The organism is Pseudomonas sp. TH41, assembly GCF_016650695.1.
Lineage (GTDB): Bacteria > Pseudomonadota > Gammaproteobacteria > Pseudomonadales > Pseudomonadaceae > Aquipseudomonas.
Window position 1 is genome coordinate 1963258 of the sequence record NZ_JAEKFH010000003.1, and the last position, 26262, is coordinate 1989519.

Annotated in this window: 23 protein-coding genes; 12 read left to right on the forward strand and 11 right to left on the reverse strand. The window is 59.4% G+C overall.

The features are described 5' to 3' along the window. Positions 1–226 precede the first annotated feature (226 nt). The 9 genes from JFU37_RS11550 (at position 227) to JFU37_RS11590 (ending at position 9543) form a co-directional block, all read left to right on the forward strand. Positions 227–991, forward strand: a complete 765-nt coding sequence (locus JFU37_RS11550; protein ID WP_201115416.1) for a hypothetical protein — start codon at positions 227–229, stop codon at positions 989–991. A gap of 363 nt (positions 992–1354) precedes the next feature. Further along, positions 1355–2596: an SfnB family sulfur acquisition oxidoreductase gene (locus tag JFU37_RS11555; RefSeq protein WP_201115417.1), complete on the forward strand. Its 1242-nt coding sequence runs from the start codon at positions 1355–1357 to the stop codon at positions 2594–2596. A gap of 38 nt (positions 2597–2634) precedes the next feature. Beyond that, a complete protein-coding gene (locus JFU37_RS11560; RefSeq protein ID WP_201115418.1) occupies positions 2635–3828 on the forward strand; it encodes an SfnB family sulfur acquisition oxidoreductase in 1194 nt (397 codons plus the stop codon). Then, complete coding sequence (locus tag JFU37_RS11565; protein ID WP_201115419.1) at positions 3828–5186, forward strand: LLM class flavin-dependent oxidoreductase; 1359 nt, start codon at positions 3828–3830, stop codon at positions 5184–5186. Before JFU37_RS11560 ends, JFU37_RS11565 begins: the two co-directional genes overlap by 1 nt. Positions 5187–5314: 128 nt before the next feature. Next, a complete protein-coding gene (locus JFU37_RS11570) occupies positions 5315–6124 on the forward strand; it encodes a MetQ/NlpA family ABC transporter substrate-binding protein (RefSeq protein ID WP_201115420.1) in 810 nt (269 codons plus the stop codon). Between the two features lie 2 nt (positions 6125–6126). Beyond that, positions 6127–7248 carry a methionine ABC transporter ATP-binding protein gene (locus tag JFU37_RS11575; RefSeq protein WP_201115421.1) on the forward strand — a complete coding sequence of 374 codons (1122 nt, stop codon included), beginning with the start codon at positions 6127–6129 and terminating at the stop codon, positions 7246–7248. Beyond that, positions 7238–7882 carry a methionine ABC transporter permease gene (locus JFU37_RS11580; protein WP_201115422.1) on the forward strand — a complete coding sequence of 215 codons (645 nt, stop codon included), beginning with the start codon at positions 7238–7240 and terminating at the stop codon, positions 7880–7882. The genes JFU37_RS11575 and JFU37_RS11580 overlap by 11 nt, the downstream gene beginning before the upstream one ends. A 481-nt stretch (positions 7883–8363) precedes the next feature. Beyond that, positions 8364–8720, forward strand: coding sequence for a DUF6124 family protein (locus JFU37_RS11585; RefSeq protein WP_201115423.1), 357 nt, complete (start codon positions 8364–8366; stop codon positions 8718–8720). Between the two features lie 196 nt (positions 8721–8916). Beyond that, the gene (locus JFU37_RS11590; RefSeq protein WP_201115424.1) at positions 8917–9543 is read left to right on the forward strand and encodes a class I SAM-dependent methyltransferase; all 627 of its coding nucleotides are present in this window, start codon (positions 8917–8919) and stop codon (positions 9541–9543) included. A 135-nt stretch (positions 9544–9678) separates the two neighbouring features. Here the strand turns inward: JFU37_RS11590 and JFU37_RS11595 are convergent, their stop codons facing one another. Genes JFU37_RS11595 through JFU37_RS11605 form a run of 3 tightly spaced genes read right to left on the reverse strand, consistent with a single transcriptional unit; the run spans position 9679 to position 14896 of the window. Continuing rightward, positions 9679–12732 (reverse strand): efflux RND transporter permease subunit, encoded by a 3054-nt coding sequence (locus JFU37_RS11595; protein WP_201115425.1) that lies wholly within the window; start codon positions 12730–12732, stop codon positions 9679–9681. Further along, complete coding sequence (locus JFU37_RS11600; RefSeq protein WP_201115426.1) at positions 12729–13796, reverse strand: efflux RND transporter periplasmic adaptor subunit; 1068 nt, start codon at positions 13794–13796, stop codon at positions 12729–12731. The genes JFU37_RS11595 and JFU37_RS11600 overlap by 4 nt, the downstream gene beginning before the upstream one ends. Next, complete coding sequence (locus JFU37_RS11605; protein ID WP_201115427.1) at positions 13793–14896, reverse strand: efflux RND transporter periplasmic adaptor subunit; 1104 nt, start codon at positions 14894–14896, stop codon at positions 13793–13795. The genes JFU37_RS11600 and JFU37_RS11605 overlap by 4 nt, the downstream gene beginning before the upstream one ends. A gap of 310 nt (positions 14897–15206) precedes the next feature. On the opposite strand from JFU37_RS11605, the gene JFU37_RS11610 reads away from it, so the two are divergent. Beyond that, positions 15207–16403, forward strand: a complete 1197-nt coding sequence (locus JFU37_RS11610) for an AAA family ATPase (RefSeq protein ID WP_201115428.1) — start codon at positions 15207–15209, stop codon at positions 16401–16403. Between the two features lie 558 nt (positions 16404–16961). Here JFU37_RS11610 and JFU37_RS11615 read toward each other — a convergent pair. From JFU37_RS11615 to JFU37_RS11630, 4 genes are all read right to left on the reverse strand, one after another. Next, positions 16962–17744: a MetQ/NlpA family ABC transporter substrate-binding protein gene (locus JFU37_RS11615; RefSeq protein WP_201115429.1), complete on the reverse strand. Its 783-nt coding sequence runs from the start codon at positions 17742–17744 to the stop codon at positions 16962–16964. A gap of 212 nt (positions 17745–17956) precedes the next feature. Next, positions 17957–18916 (reverse strand): sigma 54-interacting transcriptional regulator, encoded by a 960-nt coding sequence (locus tag JFU37_RS11620; protein WP_201115430.1) that lies wholly within the window; start codon positions 18914–18916, stop codon positions 17957–17959. Between the two features lie 70 nt (positions 18917–18986). Next, positions 18987–19568 carry an alpha/beta hydrolase gene (locus JFU37_RS11625; protein WP_201115431.1) on the reverse strand — a complete coding sequence of 194 codons (582 nt, stop codon included), beginning with the start codon at positions 19566–19568 and terminating at the stop codon, positions 18987–18989. A 483-nt stretch (positions 19569–20051) separates the two neighbouring features. Beyond that, positions 20052–21125 (reverse strand): fatty acid desaturase, encoded by a 1074-nt coding sequence (locus tag JFU37_RS11630; RefSeq protein WP_201115432.1) that lies wholly within the window; start codon positions 21123–21125, stop codon positions 20052–20054. A gap of 100 nt (positions 21126–21225) precedes the next feature. On the opposite strand from JFU37_RS11630, the gene JFU37_RS11635 reads away from it, so the two are divergent. After that, on the forward strand, positions 21226–22230 hold the full coding sequence (locus JFU37_RS11635; RefSeq protein ID WP_201115433.1) for an AraC family transcriptional regulator: 1005 nt from the start codon (positions 21226–21228) through the stop codon (positions 22228–22230). Between the two features lie 142 nt (positions 22231–22372). Here the strand turns inward: JFU37_RS11635 and JFU37_RS11640 are convergent, their stop codons facing one another. Together JFU37_RS11640 and JFU37_RS11645 are read right to left on the reverse strand one after the other, a co-directional pair. After that, positions 22373–22738, reverse strand: coding sequence for a response regulator (locus JFU37_RS11640; protein ID WP_201115434.1), 366 nt, complete (start codon positions 22736–22738; stop codon positions 22373–22375). Positions 22739–23011: 273 nt separating this feature from the next. Beyond that, on the reverse strand, positions 23012–23698 hold the full coding sequence (locus JFU37_RS11645; protein WP_201115435.1) for a Crp/Fnr family transcriptional regulator: 687 nt from the start codon (positions 23696–23698) through the stop codon (positions 23012–23014). Positions 23699–23782: 84 nt separating this feature from the next. Between JFU37_RS11645 and JFU37_RS11650 the strand changes: the two genes are divergently transcribed. Beyond that, the gene (locus JFU37_RS11650) at positions 23783–24301 is read left to right on the forward strand and encodes an Mpo1 family 2-hydroxy fatty acid dioxygenase (protein WP_201115436.1); all 519 of its coding nucleotides are present in this window, start codon (positions 23783–23785) and stop codon (positions 24299–24301) included. Positions 24302–24386: 85 nt separating this feature from the next. Here the strand turns inward: JFU37_RS11650 and JFU37_RS11655 are convergent, their stop codons facing one another. Both JFU37_RS11655 and cysW read right to left on the reverse strand, forming a co-directional pair. Further along, the gene (locus JFU37_RS11655) at positions 24387–25376 is read right to left on the reverse strand and encodes a sulfate/molybdate ABC transporter ATP-binding protein (RefSeq protein WP_201115437.1); all 990 of its coding nucleotides are present in this window, start codon (positions 25374–25376) and stop codon (positions 24387–24389) included. Positions 25377–25379: 3 nt separating this feature from the next. After that, entirely contained in the window at positions 25380–26252 is an 873-nt protein-coding gene (gene cysW / locus JFU37_RS11660; protein WP_201115438.1) for a sulfate ABC transporter permease subunit CysW, read from the reverse strand. Between the last annotated feature and the right edge of the window lie 10 nt (positions 26253–26262).

A 26262-nucleotide genomic window follows, 5' to 3' on the forward strand; every position in this document is an offset into this window, starting at 1 on the left:
CTAACAACCGTAGGAGGTTTCTGAATAACAGAATATCCACCCCACAACTAACCAACTCTATTGACACTTACTCTTGCGCACTCTTATCTAGTCCCTCACAGGCGCCGAACATCATGTTCAATCATTATTCAAACGGCTAAATAGTTAACGGTTCTGTTGCTCGGTAATACACGCCTTTTGATCTTTCAGAAACGGACTTCGCTGCAAGACTTCAAGGAGAAACCCCATGACAAGCACCTCGAACAAACCCGAACTGGCGGCGCCAACCCTGGCGCAATCGCACAAGACCGGCATCAATCTCACCTCGGCGGCTCACCTGCTGATCGACGTGGCGCCCTACCCTGGCATGGATGAAGGCGACCTCATCGAACTGTTCTGGGACAGCTGCTACGTGGCCTCCAGAGTGCTGACCGGCCACGATATCGGCCAACCGGTTCAACTGCGCGTGCCGGAGAGCTTTATCGCCAATGGCACCTCGCGCATTCACTACCGGATCATGCAGGTCGGGCACGGGCCGACGTTATCGGCCACCCGACGAATACAGATCAAGCTCGACTGTCCAGGCGGCCACCCCTCTGTACTGTGTGGCGACGAAAACCAACGCCTGCAACCCGTGAGCATCCCCGAAGCCATTCGACGCCACGGGGTCAATCCGAACCAGATCAAACGCGGTGTTCCGTTGACCATCGAACCGTACCTGAACATGGCCGCCGACGACGAAATCACCCTGCGCTGGGGCGATGTGCGCATGGACCTGCCCCGTTTAAAACCAGATGACGTGGGCCAGCCGATTCAGGTCTGGGTGCCTCCGGCGATCATTCTCGAAGCCGGCGAAGACCTTCGGCTGGAAGTGACTTACTGCATTCTCGACCGAGTGGGCAATAACTCCCGCTGGGCGCCGGCCCGGATGCTGAAGATCGGCGGTGCCAATCCGTATCTGAAGGTCCGGCCCAGAGAAGAACTCAAGGCCGCCGAACCCCGCAAGCGCTGAGATCCGTGTAGCAGCTGCCGAGCCTGCGAGGCTGCGTTCGGCTGCGAAGCAGTCGTGAAATCAGACAACGCGGTGTTTCAGGAAGACCACGTGCTCAGGTTTGACGACTGCTGCGCAGCCGAACGCAGGCTTCGCCAGCTGCTACAGGGATATGTGTTGTGCCTTCTATGTATATTCCTAAAAGTTAGTTTATTAATTTTTTATGCGCGTTTAGGGTATATGCACCGGACCACCGGACATTCTTGTTTTTAGTTCGCCGCCACCCTCGCGGCGACCCATGAGATGTGAGGTAGGTATGGTCCGGAACACAATCACCCCAGTGCAGATCGCCAGGGCATTGCGTGCAGCCAAGGAGCGGCACTGATGTCCAGTCTGGCAGATGCAATCGTTCAGAGTGATCTGGACATCGCCCCGTTGTTGTTGCCCGCACAGGTTTTGCGCAACGACGCTCAAGCCATCAAGGCCGCCCATGAGCTGGCGCAAGTCGCCCGCCTGCAAGCGGCCAAACGCGATCAGCAGCGCAAGTTGCCATGGGCGGAAATCGAACAGTTCACCCGCAGCGGTCTGGGCAGCATTGCCATCCCGCGCGAGTACGGTGGCCCGCAGGTTTCGTTCGTGACCATTGCCGACGTCTTCGCGATCATTTCCGCCGCGGACCCGGCACTGGGACAGATCCCGCAGAACCAGTTCGGCATTCTCAATCTGGTGCTCGGCAGCGCCACCGAAACGCAGAAAAAACAGCTGTTCAAAAGCGTGCTCGAAGGCTGGCGCATCGGTAACGCAGGGCCTGAGCGCGGCACCAAAAACACCCTTGAACTCAAGGCGCGGATCACGGCTGATGGCGATGGTTTTGTCATCAATGGCCAGAAGTTCTACTCCACCGGCGCGCTGTTCGCTCACTGGGTTGCAGTCAAAGCGCTGAACGACGAAGGCAAGCAAGTACTGGCCTTCGTTCGCCGTGGCACGCCCGGTTTGCGCATCGTCGATGACTGGTCGGGCTTCGGCCAACGCACCACCGCCAGCGGCACTGTTTTGCTCAACAACGTGCGGGTCGACGCCGAGCTGGTGGTGGATAACTGGAAGATCAACGACACGCCGAACATCCAGGGCGCGGTGTCGCAGCTGATTCAAGCGGCCATTGATGCCGGTATCGCGCGTGGCGCCATCGACGACGCTATCGCGTTCGTGAAAACCCGCGCGCGGCCATGGATCGACGCCAAGGTCGAACGCGCCAGCGATGACCTCTACGTGATTGCCGACATCGGCAAACTGAAAATTGAACTGCACGCCGCCGAAGCGCTGTTGCGCAAGGCCGGGCACGTGCTCGATCAGGTCAACGCCGTGCCGCTCACCGCCGAGTCCGCTGCCCGCGCTTCGATTGCCGTGGCGGAAGCCAAAGTGCTGACCACCGAGATTTCGCTGCTGGCCAGCGAAAAGCTTTTCGAGCTGGCCGGCAGCCGCGCCACCCTCGCCGAATTCAACCTCGACCGCCACTGGCGCAATGCCCGCGTACACACGCTGCACGACCCGGTGCGCTGGAAATATCACGCCGTCGGTGCTTACCACCTGAACGGCACATTGCCCGCTCGCCACTCCTGGATTTAACGACCAGAACATTTTTGATCAGATCTCTGGAGAAACACATGACAAGTTCTCACCACGTCGCGGTCATCACCAGCGATGAACAAGCCCTGATCGTCGCCAGTGACCTGGCCGAAGACTTCAGACGCGACAGCGCCCTGCGCGACCGCGAACGCCGGTTGCCGTACCCGGAACTGGAAGTGTTTTCCCGTTCGGGCCTTTGGGGCATCAGCGTGCCCAAGGCGTACGGCGGTGCCGGGGTGTCCAATGTCACCCTGGCCAAAGTGATCGCACTGATTGCCCAGGCCGACGGTTCCCTCGGTCAAATCCCGCAGAACCATTTCTATGCCCTTGAAGTGCTGCGGGTGAATGGCAGCGAAGCGCAGAAAAAACACCTGTATGCCGAAGTGTTGGCCGGCCAGCGTTTCGGCAATGCCCTGGCAGAACTCGGTACCAAAACCGCCCACGACCGCGTCACCAGCCTGAAGCACGACGGTGATGGTTATCGCATCAATGGCCGCAAGTTCTACGCCACGGGCGCGATTTACGCCCAGCGCATCCCGACCTCGGTGGTGGATGAAAACGGCGTGCAGCAATTGGCGTTCGTCCCGCGCGACAGCAAAGGTTTGACGGTCATCGATGACTGGAGCGGCTTCGGCCAGCGCACCACCGGCAGCGGTTCGGTGGTGTTTGAAGACGTCTACGTCGCGGCCGAAGACGTGATCCCCTTTCAAAGTGCTTTCGAGCGTCCGACCACCGTCGGCCCGCTGGCGCAGATTCTCCACGCCGCCATCGACACCGGCATCGCCCGTGCCGCCTACGAAGATGCGTTGCATTTCGTGCGTACCAAAACCCGGCCGTGGATCGATTCCGGTAATGACAAAGCCACTCAAGACCCGCTGACCCTCAAGAGCTTCGGCCACTTGAGCATTCGCCTGCACGCCGCCGAAGCACTGCTGGAACGCTCCGGTGAATACCTCGACAAGGCTCAGGCCGAAGCCAACGCCGAGACCGTCGCTGCCGCGTCGATTGCCGTCGCCGAAGCCCGCGCCATCAGCACTGAAATTTCCCTCGCCGCTGGCAGCACGTTGTTCGAGCTGGCCGGCAGCCAGGCGACCCTGACCGAACACGGCCTGGATCGCCACTGGCGCAACGCTCGGGTGCACACCCTGCACGACCCGGTGCGCTGGAAGTATCACGCCGTCGGCAATTACTACCTCAACGATGAAAACCCGCCGCTGCGGGGGACCATTTGATGGCTGAAGGGAAAAAGAAGATCCTGCTCAACGCGTTCAACATGAACTGCATCGGGCACATCAACCATGGCCTGTGGACGCATCCACGGGACAATTCCACCCAATACAAGACCATCGAATACTGGACCGAGCTGGCGCAACTGCTGGAGCGTGGGCTGTTCGACGGTTTGTTCATCGCCGATATCGTCGGGGTCTATGACGTCTACCAGAACTCGGTGGATGTGCCGCTGAAAGAGTCGATCCAGTTACCCGTCAACGACCCCCTGTTGCTCGTTTCAGCAATGGCTGCCGTCACCAAAAACCTTGGCTTCGGCCTGACCGCCAACCTCACCTACGAACCGCCGTACCTGTTCGCCCGACGCCTGTCGACCCTCGATCATTTGAGCCGTGGTCGGGTCGGTTGGAACATCGTCACTGGCTACCTCGACAGCGCCGCTAAAGCCATGGGCCTGAGCGAACAGGTCGAACATGACCGTCGTTACGACCAGGCCGATGAATACCTCGAAGTGCTCTACAAACTCTGGGAAGGCAGCTGGGAAAACGACGCGGTGCTCAACGATCCGCAGCAGCGTATCTATGCTGCGCCTGAGAAAGTGCACAAGGTCGAGCACAAGGGCGAGTTCTATCAGGTCGAGGGTTATCACCTCTGCGAGCCTTCACCGCAGCGTACGCCGGTGCTGTTTCAGGCCGGCAGTTCGGAGCGCGGATTGCAGTTCGCCGGGCGCCACGCCGAGTGCGTGTTCATCAGCGGCCAGAACAAACCGTCGACCAAGGTCCAGGTGGACAAGGTCCGCGCCAGCGCCGTCGAGGCCGGGCGCAATCCCGAGGACATCAAGGTGTTCATGGGGCTGAACGTGATTGTCGGCGCCACCGAAGCGCTCGCCTGGGCCAAGCACGCCGAGTACTTGAGCTATGCCAGTGCCGAGGCCGGCGTGGCGCATTTTTCGGCGTCGACCGGGATCGATTTTTCCGAGTACGCGATCGACGAACCGATCCAGTACGTGAAGAGCAACGCGATCCAGTCGGCAACCAAGAACCTGCAAAACAACGACTGGACCCGGCGCAAATTGCTCGAGCAACACGCGCTCGGTGGTCGCTACATCACGGTCGTTGGCTCGCCAGAACAGGTGGCGGATGAGCTGGAATCGTGGATCGCCGAAACCGGGCTGGATGGCTTCAACCTGACGCGAATTGTCACACCGGAAAGCTATGTGGATTTCATTGAACTGGTGATTCCGCAGTTGCAGCGTCGTGGGTCGTACAAGACCGCCTACGACAGCGGCAGCCTGCGGGAAAAGCTGTTTCAAGGTGAGGCGCATTTGCCACCTCAACACACCGGATCGGTTTACCGGCGCTAAAAGCTTCGCGAGCAAGCCCGCTCCCACAGTGGATCTTCGGTGTTCACACAATCCCTGTGGGAGCGGGCTTGCTCGCGAAGAGGCCTTATCAAACACCCCAAATTTATGCACTGACTGGAAAAACCACCATGACCAAGAAACTTTTAACTCACCCAGTCAAAGCACTGGCCCTGGCCCTCGGCCTCTTCAGCTCCGCCACTTTCGCCGCTGACGCACCACTGAAAGTCGGCACCACCGCCGCCTTCGCCATTCCGCTGGAAGCGGCGGTAGAAGAAGCCAACAAGCAAGGCTTGAAAGTCGAGCTCGTGGAGTTCAGCGACTGGATCGCCCCCAACGTCAGCCTCGCCGCCGGCGACATCGACGTGAACTACTTCCAGCACGTCCCGTTTTTGGAAAACGCCAAGGCCGCCGCCGGTTTTGACCTGGTACCGTTTGCACCGGGGATCATCAACAACGTCGGCCTCTACTCGAAGCAATACAAAAGCTTCGACGAGCTGCCGGAAGGCGCCAGCGTGGCCATCGCCAATGACCCGATCAACAGCGGGCGCGGCCTGCAACTGCTGGCCAAGGCCGGGCTAATCACCCTCAAACCGGGTGTCGGCTACAAGGCCACTGAAGAAGACATTATCGCCAACCCGAAGAAAATAAAGATTCTCCAGGTCGAAGCCGTGCAACTGGTGCGCGCCTATGACGACGCCGATCTGGTCCAGGGTTACCCGGCCTACATCCGCCTGTCGAAGACCTTCGATGCCGGCTCTGCCCTGCTGTTCGACGGCCTCGATCACAAGGAATACGTGATCCAGTTCGTGATCCAGCCAAAAAGCAAAACTGACCCGCGTCTGATCAAATTCGTCGACATCTACCAGCATTCACCCGTCGTTCGTGCAGCCCTGGATAAAGCCCACGGCAAGCTCTATCAAGCCGGCTGGGAAAGCTGAGCATGACGGCCGCCACCCAACGGCAACTGGAAATTCCAGAGCCCCACAACGCTGAACAGACCGAACTCCATCCGCAGCTCAACCGCGCTCACGTGCGTTTCATCGGCCTGGGCAAAACCTACAACGGCCAGCAAGGTCCGGTGGCCGCGCTGCACGGTATCGACCTGGCGATCCAGCGCGGTGAAGTGTTCGGCATTATCGGCCGCAGCGGCGCCGGCAAGTCGTCGCTGATCCGCACCATCAACCGCCTCGAACAACCGAGCACCGGCCGCGTGCTGATTGATCAAGTGGACATCGGCGAGTTCGATGAAGACCGCCTGGTGGCGCTGCGCCGACGGATCGGCATGATCTTCCAGCACTTCAATTTGATGTCGGCCAAGACGGTTTGGCAGAACGTCGAATTGCCGCTGAAAGTCGCCGGCGTGCCCAAGGAAAAACGCGAGCAGAAGGTTCGTGAGCTGCTGGAACTGGTGGGCCTGCAAGCGAAACACAAGGCCTACCCGGCGCAGCTGTCCGGCGGACAGAAACAGCGCGTCGGCATCGCCCGCGCGTTGGTGCACGACCCGGCCATTCTGCTGTGCGACGAAGCCACGTCGGCGCTGGACCCGGAGACCACACAATCGATCCTCGGCCTGCTGCGCGAGATCAATCAGCGCCTGGGCCTGACCATCGTGCTGATCACTCACGAGATGGCGGTGATCCGCGATATCTGTGATCGAGTGGTCGTCCTGGAACACGGGCGAATCGTCGAGCAAGGGCCGGTCTGGGAAGTCTTTGGCAACCCGCAGCACGAGGTCAGCAAAACTTTGCTGGCGCCCTTGCAACATGCGCTGCCGCAAGAGCTGCAGAGCCGTCTCCAGGCTCAACCACAGTCTTCGGACGCCGCCGTGGTGCTGCGTCTGCAATTCACCGGCAGCGCCACGGACGAACCGGATCTGGCGGCGCTGTTCGCCGCCCTCGGTGGTCGTGTGCGCTTGCTGCAAGGTGGCGTGGAACGGATTCAGGGCCATGCCCTCGGGCAACTGCTGCTGGCGGTGACCGGCTCGTCTCTCGACGCAGAGGAATTGCGTCAACGCGCCGGCCACTGGGCGCAACAGGTGGAGGTGCTGGGTTATGTGGTTTGATCGCTTGCTGCAAGGCTTCATCGACACATTTTTGATGGTCGGCGTGTCGTCGCTGATCGCGCTGCTGGCGGGCATTCCGCTCGCGGTGATTCTGGTCACCAGCACCAAGGGCGGCATCTACGAAGCGCCGGCGCTGAACCGTGCGTTGGGTGCGTTCGTGAACCTGTTCCGTTCCATTCCGTTTTTGATTTTGATGGTGGCGCTGATTCCGTTTACCCGGTTGATCGTCGGGACCACGTATGGCGTCTGGGCCGCCGTGGTGCCGCTGACCATTGCCGCCACACCGTTCTTCGCACGCATCGCCGAAGTCAGTTTGCGCGAGGTCGATTACGGGTTGATCGAAGCGGCGCAAGCGATGGGTTGCCGGCGCTGGCACATTGTGTGGCATGTGCTGTTGCCTGAGGCGCTGCCGGGGATTGTCGGGGGGTTCACCATCACGCTGGTGACCATGATCAACTCGTCGGCCATGGCCGGGGCGATTGGTGCGGGCGGGCTGGGCGACATTGCTTATCGGTATGGGTATCAGCGGTTTGATAGCCAGATCATGTTGACGGTGATTGTGTTGCTGGTGGTGTTGGTGGCGATGATTCAACTGGGTGGGGATCGGTTGGCTCGGGGGTTGAACAAGCGTTGAAAGCAGATCAAAAGATCGCAGCCTGCGGCAGCTCCTACAGGGTTTGGCGTTGACGCGGAATTCGCGGCCGGCGCGATCCCTGTAGGAGCTGCCGAAGGCTGCGATCTTGGCGGTAGGAAATTCACTACAAAAAGGGAAGTTTTCTCACAGGGAAATCAGCACTCCTACAAGGCTAATCCCTTTCTTTTGCAGGACGTTTTCTAGATGATTCCGCACGCTTGCGCCGGTAGATTCTCGTGGCTAGTCTCCGTCCGTCACTGCTCATCAGTGATCGGGTTTAGTAGCCCGGTTCAATAGGTGCATAGCATTTCATGCTCAGGTTCGGCAGTTTTGTCGAAGGCTGAATATGGTGGCTGTGCGTGGGGCATCTTCGGGTGCACCGGTTTTCCTATTGACCGGCCTACTAACCTGCGTACAGCCGCCACCCATCGTTTAGTAGGCGAAAAGTGACGGCTCCCGTGCAGCAATAGGAGCAACACAAATGAAAAGGCCAGTCCCCGATCCACCTCCCGAAACATCCACCAACGACAAACCCGCCGACGAACCGCCTAGAGACCGTTCAGCGCTTTATCGTGCGATCGATTTTTACCTCACCGGCGAACAGCCCACCGCGCCGGATGAGCTGCGGTTCTACAACGTCAGCAAAGACGTGAGCTTCGAAGACACTCAACTCTACATAGCCGATCTGCTGCGCTGTGCCTCGGTCTCGGCATATCAGTGCGGTGACCACCTCAAAGGTGCCGACCGGGCCATGGTGTTTTCCATCTGGCATTTGCTGGAGATCGCCAAGGCGATGGTTGATCGGTCCATTGAGTGTCTGGGGATGAAGCAGGGCTGAGTCTGGCTTTGGTCATCAGTCTTCAGTGATATCGCCTTCGCGAGCAAGCCCGCTCCCACAGTTGATTGTCAGCGAACACACAATTTGTGTACGGCGCGATTCAGTGTGGGAGCGGGCTTGCTCGCGAATGGCTGCGAAGCAGCCACCAGCCTCTTGGCGTATATTCGGCGAATCCCAATTACCTGCGCAGCCGACCATGAAACAAACCCCCGACGACCTCCAGCAGATCACCTCCACCACCCTGGGCCATTACAACTCGGTGGCCGAAGGTTTTCGCGAAGGGACTCGCGATCACGATGTCAGCCAGAACATCGATGCGCTGTTGCGGCACATTCAGGGCGAGGCGCCGTTCAGCATTCTCGACTTCGGCTGTGGTCCCGGGCGCGATTTGCAAACGTTCACGCGCATGGGGCACACGGCTGTCGGGCTGGATGGCTCGGAGAAGTTCGCGCAGATGGCTCGGGAGGACAGTGGTTGTGAGGTGTGGCAGCAGGACTTCCTGAAGCTTGATCTGCCGGATGAGCGTTTCGACGGGATTTTTGCCAATGCGGTGCTGTTTCATATTCCGCGCCAGGAATTGCCCCGGGTGTTGAAGCAATTGCGCGGTGCATTGAAGCCGGGGGGTGTGTTGTTCAGCTCCAATCCCCGGGGTGAGAATCAGGAGGGGTGGAATGGGCCGCGTTATGGGGCCTACCACGATTTGCAGGCGTGGCAGGCACTGCTGACCGACGCCGGGTTTGTGGAGCTGGAGCATTACTACCGGCCTGCGGGGCTGCCGCGGGAGCAGCAGCCTTGGTTGGCGAGTGTTTGGCGCAAAGTTTAAGGAACAGACGTTAGCGGTGTTTGTACTGGCGCCTTCGCGAGCAAGCCCGCTCCCACAGGGAGCCGGGTTGGCCTGAACAACTCGGTCAACTGTGGGAGCGGGCTTGCTCGCGAATAGAGCGCGCAGCGCTCGCCTTTAGGCAGCCCCTTTCTTCGGTTCACGGATCTTGTACCAGGCCACATAAAGCGCCGGCAAAAACAGCAACGTCAGCAACGTCGCAATAATGATCCCGCCAATCATCGCGTACGCCATCGGCCCCCAGAACACTTCCCGTGCAATCGGGATCATCCCCAGGCTCGCCGCCGCGGCCGTCAGCAGAATCGGTCGACGACGATGCTCCGTGGCTTGCACCACGGCGTCCCACGGTGAAAGGCCCTCCTTCTCCAACGCGTCGATCTGGGTGACCAGAATCACCGAGTTGCGGATGATGATGCCGATCAACGCGAGGATCCCCAGGATCGCCACAAAGCCCATGGGCGTGCCCGTCGGGATCAGCGCCAGCACCACGCCGATCAGCCCGAGCGGCGCGACGCTGGCCACCAGGAATAGTTTCTGCACGCTGTGCAACTGGATCATCAGGAACGTCGCCATCAAAAACAGCATCAACGGCACCACCTTGGCAATCGGCCCCTGGGCCTTGCCGCTTTCCTCCACCGTGCCGCCGGTGGCGACCTTGTAGCCGACTGGCAGCGTGGCGGCGAATTTGTCGATGTCCGGTTTGAGCTGTTTCACCAGGTCGGTCGGCTGAATCTCATCACGCACGGCGGCCTTGATGGTGATCGTCGGCTTACGGTCACGGCGCCAGACCAGGGGTTGCTCAAGTTCATAGCGCACGGTGGCGAAGGCCAGCAATGGAATAGACGTCCCGCTCGGCGTGACGATTTGCAGGTTCTGCAGGGTTTCAGGCGTGCCCCGTTCCGCGTCTTCAGCGCGGCCGACGACGTTGATCAAATAAATATCGTCATCGACCTGCGTCACCGGCGCGCCGACGACGATGCTGTTCATCAGGTTCGCCACGTCTTCCGACGACAGGCCCAATTGCCGGGCCTTGTCCTGAGCGATGTCGACACGCAGGACTTTGCCCGGCTCGTTCCAGTCGTAAATGATCTCGCCGATGTGCGGGTTTTTATCCAGTTCGCTGGCCAGGGCAATCGCGTGTTTGCGCACTTGATCAATGTCCTTGCCGCTGACCCGGTACTGAATCGGTCGGCCCACCGGCGGCCCCATTTCCAGCGCCTGAACGTAACTGCCAATGCCGACGAAGTCTTTGCGCAGCCGCTCACGCAAGCGCTGGCTCAGGGCCTCGCGTGACGCCAGGCCTTTGCTGACAATGATCAATTGCGCGTAGTACGGGTTCTGTAATTGCTGGTCGAGGGGCAGGTAGAAACGGATCGCACCTTCGCCAATGTACGTACTCCAGCGCACGATGTCCGGGTCACCCTTGAGCGTCGCTTCGAGCTTGTCCACAGCCTTGCGCGTCTCGGCGATCGAGGCGTTTTGTGGCAGGTTCAGGTCGACGAGAATTTCCGGGCGGTCTGAAGACGGAAAGAACTGGTTCTGCACAAACTGCATGGAAAACACCGACGCCACGAACAACGCGATCGTAATCCCGATGGCCCACCAGCGATTGCGCATGGCCCACAGCATCCCGCCATTGAACACCCGACCGATGCGACCCGGTTCTGCCGAGTGAGGCTTCACGTTGGTGCTAAGGATGTGCACGCCGATCACCGGGGCGAACAGCACCGCGACCACCCACGACACGATCATCGCCACGGCAATCACCGCGAACAGGGTGAAGGTGTACTCGCCCGCAGAACTGGCGTTGAGCCCGATGGGCACAAACCCGGCGACAGTCACGAGGGTGCCGGTCAGCATCGGGAACGCGGTCGAGGTGTAGGCGAATGTTGCCGCCTGCTCTTTGGTTTCGCCCATCTCCAGGCGCGTCACCATCATCTCGACCGTGATCATCGCGTCGTCGACCAACAGGCCGAGGGCAATGATCAATGCGCCAAGAGAGATCCGTTGCATGGTGATGCCGCTGTATTCCATGAAGACGAAAACCATCGCCAGCACCAGCGGAATGGAGCACGCCACCACCAGGCCGGCACGCACGCCGAGGCTGATGAAGCTGACAATCAGCACGATCACCACTGCCTCGAACAGCGCACTGGTGAAGCCACCGACAGCCTTTTCCACCACCTCGGCCTGGTCGGAAACGTTGTGCACGCCGACGCCCACCGGCAGGTCAGCTGTAAGGTCGGTCATGCGTTGGTGCAACGCTTTGCCGAACACTTGGATGTTGCCACCCTTTTTCATAGCAATGGCCAGGCCGATGGCCGGGTGGCCATTGAAGCGAAACTCCGGTGTCGCCGGGTCGACATAGCCACGGCTGATGTCGGCGACGTCGGCCAGACGATAGAAACGATCGTTGAGCCGCAGGTTGACGTTGGCCAGGTCTTTCTCGGACGCAAACTGCCCGGAGGTGCGGACGGAAATCCGCTCGGGACCGGCTTCGATGACCCCGGCCGGCGTCACGGCATTCTGCGATTGCAGGCTCTGCACCACCTGGCGCTGATCGATGCCCAGTGCCGCCAGTTTTCGGGTAGAGAAATTCAGGTAGAGGACTTCATCCTGCTCGCCCACCATCTCGACTTTGCCCAGCCCCGGGACGTCACGAACTTCGGCGCGAACCTGTTCCACGTAGTCACGCAACTGACGCATCGACAAGCCGTCAGCGGTAAAGGCGTACACCGAACCGAAGACGTCACCGAATTCGTCGTTGAACCCCGGCCCTTGCAGGCCTTTGGGGAAGTCGCCGCGGATGTCGTTGATCTTCTTGCGCACCTGGTACCAGATTTCCGGGATGTCCTTGGCGCTGGTGGTGTCGCGCAGGTACACGAAGACCGTGGATTCACCGGGGCGCGTATAGCTTTTCACATAGTCGAGCGAGTCGAGCTCTTCGAGTTTTTTCTCGATGCGGTCGGTCACCTGCTTGAGGGTTTCTTCCTGGGTCGCGCCCGGCCAGCGCGTCTGAATCACCATGGTTTTGATGGTGAACGAGGGGTCCTCCTCGCGACCCAGGTTCATGTACGAGAACACGCCCATCAACAGCGCGACGAACATCAAATACCAGACAAACGACTGATGCTTGAGGGCCCATTCGGATAAATTGAAACTCCCTTTCATTGTGGGCTGTCCTCGTCGCTTTTCACTTTCTGCCCCGGTTTGAGGCTGTTGACACCGGCGCTGACCACCCGCTCACCGGACTTCACGCCATCGGCCAGAACGACCGTGCTGTCCGTGCGACTGATGAGGCTGACGTCTCGCGGTGAAACGGTTTGCGTCTGTGGATCGATGACCCAAATCCGGGTTTTCCCATCGACCTCCTCCAGCACGCTCAGGGGCAATTCGATACGCGGCTTGATCGCCGAGCGCAGGGTCACGCTGATCGCTGTACCCAGGCGAAAGCCTGCAGGCGTATCGGCAAGGGTCAGACGGGCCCGGCGGGTACGGGTCGCGCTTTGGGCCTGGGGTTCGATTTCGCGAACAATGGCCGTGGTGGTGATGTTCGGGGCCAATTGCACCGCGACCTCAAACACCACGTCCGCCGGCAGCTGGTCGACCAGGGTGTCGGGCAGGTCGATCACCGCTTCCTTGATGTCCGGCTGCGCCAGGGTCACCACTTGCTGACCTGCGGTGACGACTTGCCCGGCTTCAGCGTTCCACGCCGTGACAATGGCTTTGTGATCGGTGCGCAGCTCAACATAGTTAAGTTGGTCCCTGGCCTGGCTGAGCGAGGCCCGGGCCTGATCGAGGGAGGCCTGGGTAGTTTTCAGGTCAGTCTGGGCGACATCCAGTTGCGCTTGGGCACCGACCCCGCGATCGAACAACTCCTGCTGACGCCTGGCGTTGGCCTGGGCGTTGATGAACTGCGCCTCGATGCGCGCCAGATCACCCTCAGCCGAGCGCAGTTGGTTCTGTTGGTCTGTGGGATCGAGCGTGGCGAGCAAGGCACCTTTGTCGACTTCGGCACCGACGTCGACGTTGCGACTGGCAATGCGTCCCGGCACCCGGAAACCGACATTGCTTTCATAGCGGGCCTGGATGCTGCCGGCGAAGCGCCCCAGATTTTCTTCGTCCAGGGCCTGCACCTTGATGGACAACACCGGACGTACCGGCTCCGGGGGTGGTTCTTTCTTCGAGCAGGCCACCAGCATCACACCGGCGAACACCAGTAACAGACGCTTCATGGCTGGGCTCCTGCGCTTAAATCCTTGTAGGTATTTTCGGCAATTTCCACTGCCACGCCGGGGTGCAGCAACTGGCCGCCAGCGATGACGACTTTTTCGCCACCCTCAAGACCGCCACTGATGATGACTTTGCCGGTCAGGTAACGGCCGACGGTGACAGAATGCAGTTGCGCCTTGCCGTCGCCGTCCACCAGCCACACGGCGGGTTCACTGATGTTTTTGGTCAGCGCCGACCAGGGCAGTTCCACCGCAGACTTGCCCGGTGTCTTCGCCGTCGCACTGACCACCGAGCCGAGTTGCATACCTTCCGGCAGACCGTTAAGGCTGACTTTGACCTGCACCGTTCCGGTTTGCGCGGAAACGGCGGGGGTGATTTCCCGGACAGTGCCGGTGGTTTTGATGGCCGGGTTATCGAGCAGGCTGACCACCACTGTTTTGTCCACTGGCGGCTCGGCCAGCAGCGATTCGTAGACATTGAATACGGCGTCGCGCTCACCGTCCCGGGCCAGGCTGAAAATCGGCACGGTGGCCTGTACCACTTGGCCGACTTCGGCCTGGCGCGCGGTAATAACGCCCGGCGCGTCGGTCATCAACGCGGTGTAGCTCAGCTGTTCACGGGCGTTGGCCAATTGCGCCTGGGCCGCCGTCAGGGCGCTTTGGCTACTGCGCAAGGCGGCTTGAGCGGCGTCGTATTCGCTTTGGCTGGTGTAGCCCTTGGGCAGGAGTTTTTGCTGGCGAACGAAAGCGGCTGCGTACTGTTTGACCCGCGCCTGCTCGGCGACAACCTGAGCCTGGGCCGAATCAACGTTGGTTTGCAGGTCCTTGGGATCGAGTTTGGCGAGCACTTGCCCGGCCGACACCCGGGCGCCGACATCGACCGTGCGCTGGATGATCTTGCCGCCGACGCGGAACGACAGTTCGGTCTGGACTCGCGCTTGTACATCACCTGTGAGTGTCACGGACGCGGCGTAATCAGCCGATTTGACCTCTTGTACAAAAACCCGTGGACGGTCCTTTTCGACTTGGGGTTTGTCACCGCAAGCGGTGAGCAAAGCCAAGAGGCTCAAGCCAACCGCTACTTTCAATCCGGGACCAGCCATGCAGACTCCTTTGCGTTGTATGGGCGTACCAGTGACGATACGACTGAGAGCGTAGAACAGGGTTCCAAGGGTGCAGCTAACGGCTTCAAATTAAGCGATCACGCCGCAATCCTTGTAGCAGCTGGCGAAGCCTGCGTCCGGCTGCGCAGCAGTCGTAAAATCAGCGCTCGCGGTGCATCAGGCAGACCGTGCAAGCCGGATTTACGACTGCTGCGCAGCCGGACGTAGGCTTCGCCAGCTGCTACAGGGGGGTAACACCTTGGCCCCGACAATAAGGCAAACTGGCGGACCATGCAGCAGGAAGCTTCCCATGCTCAAAACCCTCGCGGTGGCCAATTACCGCTCGATCAATAAATTGGTGATCCCGCTGGGTCGGTTGAACCTGATCACCGGGCCCAACGGCAGTGGCAAGTCCAACCTCTACCGCGCGTTGCGCCTGCTGGCGGAAACCGCCCAGGGTGGTGTGGTCAATGCCGTGGCCCGGGAGGGTGGGCTGGATTCGACGTTCTGGGCCGGACCGGAAAACATCAGCCGACGCATGCGTAGCGGCGAAGTCCCGATCGAAGCAACGGTAAGACAGGGGGTAAAGCGTCTGCGCCTGGGGTTTGCCGGGGATGACTTCGGTTACTCGATCAGTCTGGGGCTACCCGAATCCAACGGCCATTTCATGCTACCCGGGCACACTTCACCCATTCCGTCACGTTTCAGCCTCGACCCGCAAATCAAGCGCGAATGCCTCTGGGCCGGGCCGTTCTATCGTCCAGCGAGCCTGCTGGTGGATCGCGACGGCCCGATGATCCGCGCCCGAGCCAACCGCAGCTGGGACGTGCTGGCTCAGCACACGCCAACTTTTGACAGTCTGTTCGATCAAGTCGGCAGCTTGCGTACCTCGCCGGAGGTACTGGAGATGCGCGAGTTCATCCGCCGCTGGCGCTTCTACGATCACTTTCGCAGTGATGCCGATGCCCCGGTGCGGCAGCCACAACTGGGCACCCGCACACCGGTTCTGCACCACGACGGCAGGGATCTGGCGGCGGCGCTGCAGACCATCATCGAAATCGGCGACCCCGAGGCATTGCAAGCCGCGATCAGTGACGCGTTCCCCGGCGCACGACTGCACATCGAACCGCTGGCCGGTGGACGTTTTTCCATCGAGTTTTATCAGGAAGGATTGTTGCGGCCGTTGTCGGCAGCCGAGTTGTCGGACGGCACATTGCGCTATCTGCTGCTGGTGGCGGCACTGCTGACGCCACGGCCACCGACTCTGATGGTGCTGAACGAGCCGGAAACCAGCCTGCACCCGGACCTGTTACCGGCGTTGGCGCGGTTGATTATCCGGGCGTCGGAGCAGTGTCAGGTGTGGGTGGTTTCTCATGCGCGGAGATTGATTTCGGCGTTGCAGGAGGATCTGGAATGCAACTGCATTGTGCTGGAGAAAAACTTCGGCCAGACCGGGGTCGTCGGGCAGCGGTTGCTGGATGAGCCGGCGTGGTATTGGCCGGATTAAGATCAAAAGCAAAAGATCGCAGCCTTCGGCAGCTCCTACACGGGTATGCGTACACTCTGTAGGAGCTGCCGAAGGCTGCGATCTTTTAACGGCCACCCAAATATTGAGAACAATCACCCGTGCCAAATACCGTTAAAGCCTATTGATATCACGCAAAAAGCCATCCTGCAGATTTGCCGAGGCGACGGAAGACGGCTATTTTCCTTTGAGCTGTAGGAGGGATCTTTTTTTCAGAACGCCCCTCCAAGGACGTACAGCTTTTGGCCAGACTCCCCGGCCGAACCCTCACAAGGAAGAGAAAATGGCTGACGTAAAAGTGCAGCAACGGATGAATCCGCAGGACATCGTGAAGTGGCTGATAGCGTTACGCAGGGCGTTGAAGACCCGGGTGACCTAAAGCAAAAGATCGCAGCCTTCGGCAGCTCCTACAGGGTGTATGCATGCCCCTGTAGGAGCTGCCGAAGGCTGCGATCTTTTGCTTTTCCGGGCGCAATAAAAAACGCCGACGCTATCGAAAGCCGTCGGCGTTTGAAACCTTGAAGAGGTTTACCTCGCGAATCAGAACGCCGGCAGTACCGCGCCGCTGTACTTCTTCTCGATGAATGCTTTCACTTCAGGACTGGTCAAGGCTTTGGCCAGTTTCTGGATCGCAACGCTGTCCTTGTTGTCCGGACGAGCCACCAGGAAGTTCACATAAGGCGAATCGGCACCTTCGATCACCAGCGCATCTTTGGCCGGGTTCAGGCCTGCTTCCAACGCGTAGTTGGTGTTGATCATGTCCAGGTCGACCTGGTCCAGAACACGCGGCAGCATGGCCGATTCCAGTTCCTTGAACTTGAAGTTGTGCGGGTTCTTGGCGATGTCTTTCGGGGTAGCCAGGGCGTTTTTCGGGTCTTTCAACTCAATCAGACCAGCCTTCTGCAACAGGATCAGGGCACGGCCGCTGTTGCTGCCTTCGTTCGGAATCGCGATGGTCGCGCCGTCTTTCAGTTCAGCCAGGGTTTTGATTTTCTTCGAGTAGCCACCGAAAGGTTCAACGTGCACACCGATCACGGTGACCAGGTTAGTGCCTTTGCCTTCGTTAAAGCTTTTCAGGTACGGCAGGGTCTGGAAGTAGTTGGCATCCAGACGCTTCTGGTCGACCTGCACGTTCGGCTGAACGTAGTCGGTGAAGACTTTGATTTCCAGGTCCACGCCTTCTTTGGCGAGGGTGGGTTTGATCAGTTCCAGAATCTCGGCGTGTGGGATTGGGGTCGCCGCAACCACCAGTTTCTCACCCGCCTGGGCCAGGCCGGCAGTCAGGGCAGCCGCCAATGCGGTGAACAACAGAACCTTTTTCATGCAGTGTCCTTATCAAAATCACGGTCGTCATCGACGACGGCTTCAAGTACGTGTGCCAGTGAAGTGCTATCGCTGGCGTGACGCGGACAATACCGGGATTTTTTATTCCCGAATAATATCTTTTATTCACTTTCATATTCCATTTTGCTCATACAACTCCAACCCTGTAGGAGCGAGCTTGCTCGCGAGGGGCGTAAGGACAACGCGTACATTCAGAAAGCCGCGTCATCGTTGACGTCCATCGCGAGCAAGCTCGCTCCTACAAGTAGATGTTTCAGCGCTGCTTTCTCTGTGGCGGTGCCTTTACTGAGAATCTGCTTCAGTTGCTGCTCGATCTGCACTAACGGCGCAGCCGCCTCAAGCAAATTCAAATGTTCCGGCAGAATCTCGTCGCCGCTACTCACCAATAAGGCAAAGTGAATAACGTTTTCCAACTCACGGGTGTTGCCCGGCCACCTGTGTCGCTCCAGCACACTCTGCGCCGTCTCGCTGATCAGCGGCACCGGCAGGTCCAGTCGCTGGCTATAGATGCCGAGGAAATATTCAGCCAGGGGCAAAATATCGCCCACCCGTTCACGCAAGGCCGGCAATTCGAGCTGGCCTTCACTGAGGTAGTGATAAAGCCGCTCGTGGAATTTGCCGGCGGCCACCGCTTGGGCCAGGTCGATGCTGGTCGCGGCCACCAGTCGCACATCTACCGGACTCGGTTGATGCGCGCCGACGCGAGTGACTTCATGGTTTTCCAGGGCGGCGAGTAATTTGATCTGGATGGGCAAAGGCAAGTCGCCGATCTCGTCCAGATAAAGCGTGCCGCCGTTGGCCGAACCGAACCAGCCGGCCCGGCTGCTGGCCGAACCGCTGTAACTGCCGGCGGCATAACCGAACAATTCGGCATCGGCATAAGTCGGGCTGATGGCCCCGCAGTTGACCGAGACGAACAACCCGCCGCGATCACTGGCGCGGTGGATGTGGCGTGCCAGCAACTCCTTGCCGGTGCCGGTTTCACCGCGAATCAATACCGAGATCGCGCGCGGGGCCAATTGCTCCAGTTCCTGGCGCAATTGGCGAGAGCGCGAATCGACGAACACCAGCGCCTTGGCGCGGATGCTAAGGGGACTTTTTTCTGCGTCGGGAAAGGTCAGCAATGGCTGACCGAAGGCTTCAAAACTCATGGCAAACTCCCGCCCAAAACCGCCGGGAGGCGGGGGCCGATTCTAAAAAAAAAAGTAAGGACGAAAAGGTTCAAGCGCGGCGCAGGGCGTGATGCTCCATGCGGTTTTGCAGGCGATAGAGGTAGGCAAAACCCTGCTCCCAACGCTGGTGACCGGACTTCACGTTGATGTGCCCGGCCCCCGACAAAATCCCCGCTTCGGCACCCCAGTTGCGCGCCAGTTCCAATGCACGCGGTGCACTCACGGCACTGTCGTTATCTGAGCTGACAACTTGACTCGGAAACGGCAAAAGGTTCGTCGGAATCGGTGCGAAGTTACGCAGGGCTGGCGCGCAGGCCGGACGTTCGACGTCCGCCGGTGCAACCAGCAATGCACCGCGAACCTGACGCAAAAACTGCACAGGCGCCGTGGCCGCCCAATGGGCGACGGTGATGCAACCCAGGCTGTGGGCAATCAGGATCACCGGCGTGCTGTCGGCGGCAATCGCTTCGGCCAGCGCCGCGACCCAATCTTCACGGCGAGGGGTCAGCCAATCGGCCTGTTCCACCCGTGCGCTGTTCGGCAAGCTGTTTTGCCAGTGGCTTTGCCAATGATCGTCTGGCGATCCTTGCCAGCCCGGCACAATCAGGTAGCGAATTGATTCGTTGCGCATGGGGGAACTCTCCTGCTGCGTGTCTGTTCCCGATCAAGTATAGGGAGGAGAGTTATATTCGTTAAGGAATAAGAAGCTATTTATTAAGACCCATATAGAATATAAAAAATACCCTGTAGGACTGTAGGACTGTAGGAGCTGACGAGTGAAACGAGGCTGCGATCTTTTGATGTTGTTTTTTTAAAAAGCAAAGTCAAAAGATCGCAGCCTCGTTTCACTCGGCAGCTCCTACAGGCAAAAAAGGGACCGCACCCTGCCAAGGAGACGGCCCCGGAAACTCAAAATCTGTGAGCGCTGATCAACACCGCTGGATGCAATGATTGGCTGAAACGCTTATCTATTAAAGGAATATTTAATTACTTTGATAGACAATAAACGCATATAACTATCAGCCCTCGATGAACACCTTGGTCATACCTTATCGGCGCTTTGGGTCAGATTGATGACCGGCTTCCTTGCCGTTTTGAGTTTCCGGTGCACCTGTCACGCCTGGGAGGCCTGAACCTGCCGGGCCTCTGTTGTTTCCTTGCGCACAAACCGGTTCGCCCGGCCAAACGTGCCGAAGTCGTTGAACCGCACACCCATTTCGCGCATCACCTTATGCGCCACGGGCGTGGTCATCTGACGGATATAAAACGGTTCCTTCACCACAAAGTGATGAATCCCGTGGGTGCTGCCGAAGTTGAAGCAGAACGCCTGCAACGGCCACATCCACCAAGGGTTCAACACTTGGGTTTGCTGGATCACATTGCCCGGCTCTACGTCACCGTAGTAGTGCATGTTGGAGCTGACGAAGTGCAGGCAGAAAGTACGCAACACGTTCGGTCCGATGATCACCACCGCAGCGATATCGATCACCTGCATCACCGACAAGGTGGTCGCCGACCATTCAATCGGTGCACCCAGCAGATGAGCGATGCCATTGGCCGCGTGAAAACCGAGAAACACATACCACGCGCCCCAATGCAGCAACGCCAGTGGCGCGTAGACCTTCAGGGCGCGCTTGAGGATGCTGATCTTTTGCGTCCAGGTTTCGGCACGCAGCATGCGGATGAACGCCGACATCACGTTGTCGCCGACCATCAGCAGCCGTGCGAAACCCCAGGGTTCGCCGTTGGTGATGGCGCGTTCTTCCATGTCGGTTTCGGTGCCCGAGACCTTGTGATGATTCAGGTGCAGATGGCGACGGATCCACGGATTGATCGTGCTCGGCCGCGCCAGCCAGACCAGCCCCATCATCAGGTTGTGCGGCACACGTTGTTTGCGAAAGTACATGCTGTGGATCAGGTCGTGCTCCAGTTCGTGAGTCAACGACGCGAAAAATGCATTCAGTAACAGACACACCCACCAGGCCATGTGTCCCGTCATGTACAGCGCTGCCGAACCGACCATTGCGGCCAAAGCGAAGGCCAGAATGCCTGCGCCCAAAGCATCCTGATGGTTGAGAATCGGGTAGCGCTGACGCAGTTCGACGCCCTTGGCCAATACCACTTCGCGAATATGCGCTGATCGTTGAGTTGCATTCAGTCGCTGGGGACTTGCAGAAGTACCGTGCATGCTTCCATCCTCTGGTTATTGATGTTCGCATCCTGCCCTGAGATCCTTCCCGGGACGGTAGCCGTGAACGCCAACCTGTTGACCGGAAGCGCCAATCAGCATGACCGAACCGACCTCCCTCGCCAGCTGGACCCGCGCCCTGCGCAAGCAACTTGATGCGCTGGGCCTCGACAGCACCGCCCTGTGTCACCAGGCGGGGCTTGATCCGCAATTGATGGACGACCCGAACGCCCGTTACCCGTTGTCCGCCACCACGCGCTTGTGGGAAATCGCCGTGCAGGTCAGCGGCGACCCGGCGATTGGCTTGCGCGTCTCGCGTTTCGTCAGCCCCACCACTTTTCATGCGCTCGGTTATGCGCTGGTGGCCAGCGGCAGTTTGCGGGAAGTGTTTGAGCGCATCGTGCGCTATCACCAGGTGGTCAGTGATGCCCTGGAGCTTGAATTAAGCCGCACCGAGGACCGTTATCGCTTTCGCCTGAAAATCCCGCCAGGCAATCCGGCGCCGGCCTTCGAAGCCATCGATGCCTTCACGGCGATTTACGTGCGCACCTGCCGCAATCGACTGGGCCGCGAGTACGCTCCGCTGGCGGTGTACCTGCGCCGTCCGGAACCGGCCGACCCGCATCAATGGCACAAAGTCTTCCGCTCGCCGGTGTACTTTTCCGCCGACGAAGACCGACTGGAATTTTCTCTGGAGGATTTCGACAGTCACCTGGATGACGCCAACCCGGAACTGGCCGAGCACAACGAAACCGTGCTCAATCGCACCCTCGCGCAACTCAAGCCCCTGACCTGGGAACGCAAAGTCCGCGACGCCATTGAAGAGCAATTACCGGAAGGCGAGCCCAGCGCCGAACACATCGCCCAGACCCTGCACCTGAGCTTGCGCAGTCTGCAGCGGCACTTGGCGGACGAAGGTTGTCGGTTCGACACGCTGCTGAATGAAAGTCGCGAAAACCTGGCGCTGCTGCACCTGCGCGACCTGCAATGCTCGTTGAGCGAGATCAGTTATTTGCTGGGGTTTGCCGATACGAGCAGCTTCAGCCGCGCGTTCAAACGCTGGACCGGGATGACGCCGGGGCAGTTTCGGGATGGGTTGAGGTGATAGATTCGGAAGGTGGGTTGTCTGGTCTGGCCTCTTCGCGAGCAGGCTCGCTCCCACATTGGATCTTCAGTGAACACACCCTTTGTGATCCCCAGAGAATAATGTGGGAGCGAGCCTGCTCGCGAAGGCGGCCTCTGAAACTTCAGCGCCCCTTATCACGCCGCAACAACTTGCGCACCCGCGCCACCAGTTCGCTCACGGCAAACGGCTTGAGCAGGTAATCGTCTTCATGCAACTCCAGCCCGCGCAGGCGATCTTCGATGCCGTCCCTGGTGGTGAGGAGCAGTACCGGCGTTTCACCGAGCTTGCGGATCTGTTGCAGCAATTGCCAGCCGTTTAGCCCCGGCAGCATGACGTCGAGGATGATCAGCTCGTACTCGCCCGTTTCGATAAAGCGGCGGCCGTCCATTCCGTTGAGCGCCACATCCACCGAGTAACTCGCCTCGTTCAGGCCGTTGGCCAGGAGTTTGGCGGTCTCCGGCTCGTCTTCCACTAACAGCACACGCATGGCACACCTCGATTGTCGTCATCACAGGCTAGGCGCCTTCGCAAAGAAAGCCCACCAATACCGACTAATGCCGGTCAGTTAAGCCATAACGAGATCCGTGTAGCAGCTGGCGAAGCCCGCGTCCGGCTGTGTGTAGGAGCGAGCTTGCTCGCGAAGATGGAACATCCGACACATTTTCTGTGGCTGAACGACCATCGCGAGCAAACTCGCTCCTACACACAGCCGGACGCGGGCTTCGCCAGCTGCTACATGGATTGCGTGAAGCTGAAATGTTTAAACCATTGCCAACGCCCGCAGCCGAGCGGCATCCAGAATTTCGATCTCGCCATAGCTGAGGTCGAGAATCCCCTGCCCCTGCAAATCCTTGAGAATCTGGTTGGTGGTCTGGCGCGACAGCGACAACATTGAAGCAAGCTGCTCCTGCGGCAGTTGCAGCACACGTCGCGGCGGGGCGATTTCGCCGTAACCCTCGGCGATCATCAGCAAGCGATGCGCCAATCTGGCCGGAGCCGGCATCAGGCTCAGCTGCTCGAGGTTGATGAAGGTCATGCGCAGTTTTTGGCTCATCAACAATGCCAGCTGCCGCCAGTGCACCGGTTGTTCGTCGAGCAACGCCAGCAGTGCGTTTTGCGGGATGTGCAGCAGGGTGCACGGGCCCACGCCGAACGCATCGTGGGTGCGCAGCTGTCCGTCGAACAGACAGATTTCACCAAACCAGTGCGGTGGTTCCACCAGGCTCAGCAGCGCCTCTTTGCCTTGTTCACTGACCGCGCCGATACGCACGGCGCCTTCGAGCACAGCATACAAACCGCAGGGCGGATCGCCGCGCTGGAACAGCCGCTGACCCGGCGCCAAGCGCCGCACCTTGGCGACGGACAGCAGACTATCCTGTAAGGAAACCGGTAAATGGCTGAACCATTGTCCCGTCATCAGACGCGAACGCCAAACCTGCATGTCCATGAAAACTCCTGGAGATTGTCGCCTGGCTGACAGAGCGAGCCGTGAACCCGGGGCATGATCACTCACCCTACAGGAGGAATAACAATGAAAAGCCTCATTGACCATCTCAGTCAATACGCCGCGTATCACCGTGACCCGCGCAACATCGCCAGCCATTTCATTGGCATTCCGCTGATTGTGGTCGCCGTCGCGGTGTTGCTGTCACGCCCGCAATGGGCCGGAGGCTGGCTTTCACCAGCGATGCTGGCAGCACTGGCGTCGGCGTGGTTTTACCTGCGCCTGGAGTGGCGGCTGGGTGTGTTGATGACCGCGTTGCTGGGACTTTCTGTGTGGCTCGGTCATGTGTTGGCGGCGCAAAGTACACTGGTGTGGCTGGCGAGCGGTATCGGAATGTTTGTGGTGGGCTGGGCGATCCAGTTTGTCGGGCACCACTATGAAGGGCGCAAACCGGCGTTTGTCGATGATGTGACGGGGCTGATTGTCGGGCCCTTGTTTGTGGTGGCCGAGTTGGCGTTTTTGCTGGGGTTGCGGCATGACCTCAAAGAGCAGATAGAGGCGCGGGCGGGTGGAGTACGGGTTAATCCGAAAAATGCGGCGGCTTAGGCCGTTTTAAAAGATCGCAGCCTGCGGCAGCTCCTACAGATGTCGTACCCCTGTAGGAGCTGCCGCAGGCTGCGATCTTTTGATCTTAAAGGTTGGCGAGTTTCTGCCAGACCTTCGGTTTGAAGAACAACGTTTCACCCTTCGCCAATCCGATCAGGCTGTCGTGGTCCTTCACCACTTCAGCTTCGATCAGCTCGCTCTGGCCTTCGACCTTCAACGTCACCCGCGTCGTCGCGCCCAATGGGCGGATATCCCGCACTTCGGCCGCGTGGTGATCTTCCAGTTCATGCCGCGACAATGACACTTCGTGCGGTCGGAACAGCACATGGTTGTCCTCCCCCAGATGCAACCGGTTGGAGTCACCCAGGAAGTGATAAACAAAATCGCTGGCCGGGTTTTCGTAGACGTCGCCCGGTGAGCCGATCTGCTCGATCACGCCTTTGTTCATCACCACAATCCGGTCGGCCACTTCCATCGCCTCTTCCTGGTCGTGGGTGACGAATACCGAGGTCAGGTTGATGTCTTCGTGCAGCCGCGCCAGCCAGCGACGCAGCTCTTTACGCACCTTGGCGTCGAGGGCGCCGAAGGGTTCGTCGAGCAGCAGCACCTTCGGCTCCACCGCCAGGGCACGGGCCAATGCGATGCGCTGACGCTGACCGCCCGAAAGCTGCTCCGGGTAGCGATCCGACAGCCAATCCAGTTGCACCATGTTCAGCAGTTCGTGAACTTTCACCGCGATCTGGCTTTCGGACGGACGCTGGTTTTTCGGCTTCATACGCAGGCCGAAGGCGACGTTATCGAATACCGTCATGTGGCGGAACAAGGCGTAATGCTGGAACACAAAGCCAACGTTGCGATCACGCACGTCATGGCCGGAAACGTCTTCACCGTGGAACACGATGTTGCCCTGATCCGGGGTTTCCAGGCCGGCGATGATCCGCAGCAGCGTGGTTTTGCCGCAACCCGACGGGCCGAGCAGCGCCACCAGTTCGCCGCTTTGAATGTCCAGGCTGATGTTGTTCAGCGCCTTGAACGCGTTGAAATTCTTGCTGACGTTACGCACTTCGATCGACATGAATTATTCCTCCGCGGCGCTGGCGCGCAGGCGGTTAATACGATTTTCGCTCCACTGCTTAAGCAGCAGGATGAAGAGCGCCATGATCAGCAACAGGCTCGCTACCGCGAACGCGGCCACGTGGTTGTATTCGTTGTAGAGGATCTCGACGTGCAGCGGCAGGGTGTTGGTCACCCCGCGAATGTGCCCGGAAACCACCGACACCGCACCGAATTCACCCATGGCCCGCGCCGTACAGAGCACCACGCCATAGATCAGGCCCCATTTGATATTGGGAACGGTGACGTGCCAGAACATCTGCCAGCCATTGGCGCCCAGCAACCGCGCGGCTTCTTCTTCCTGAGTGCCCTGCTCTTGCATCAGCGGGATCAGCTCGCGCGCCACGAATGGCACGGTGACGAAAATCGTCGCCAGCACAATACCTGGCAAGGCGAAGACGATCTGGATGTCGTGATCCTGCAACCATGGCCCGAACAGGCCCTGGGCACCAAACATCAACACGTAAACCAGACCGGCGATGACCGGCGAGACCGAAAACGGCAGGTCGATCAGTGTGACCAACATGCTTTTGCCACGGAACGAATACTTGCTCACACACCACGCGGCGCTGACACCGAACACCACGTTCAGCGGCACCGAAATCAGCACGGCGATCACCGTGAGTTTCAGCGCGGACAGTGCGTCCGGTTCGAAGATCGCGGTGAAGAACGCACCGAGACCCAGCTTCAGGCCTTGGGACACCACGATGAACAGCGGCAGCAACAAAAACAGCGCAAAAATCAGCCAGCCGAGGCCGATCAGGATTCGCCGCGAAGTGGCGCTGCCACGGCGGGCAGCGTTGGCCGAGGAGGCCGCTGCAATAGACGATTGGGACATGTTTTGCGCC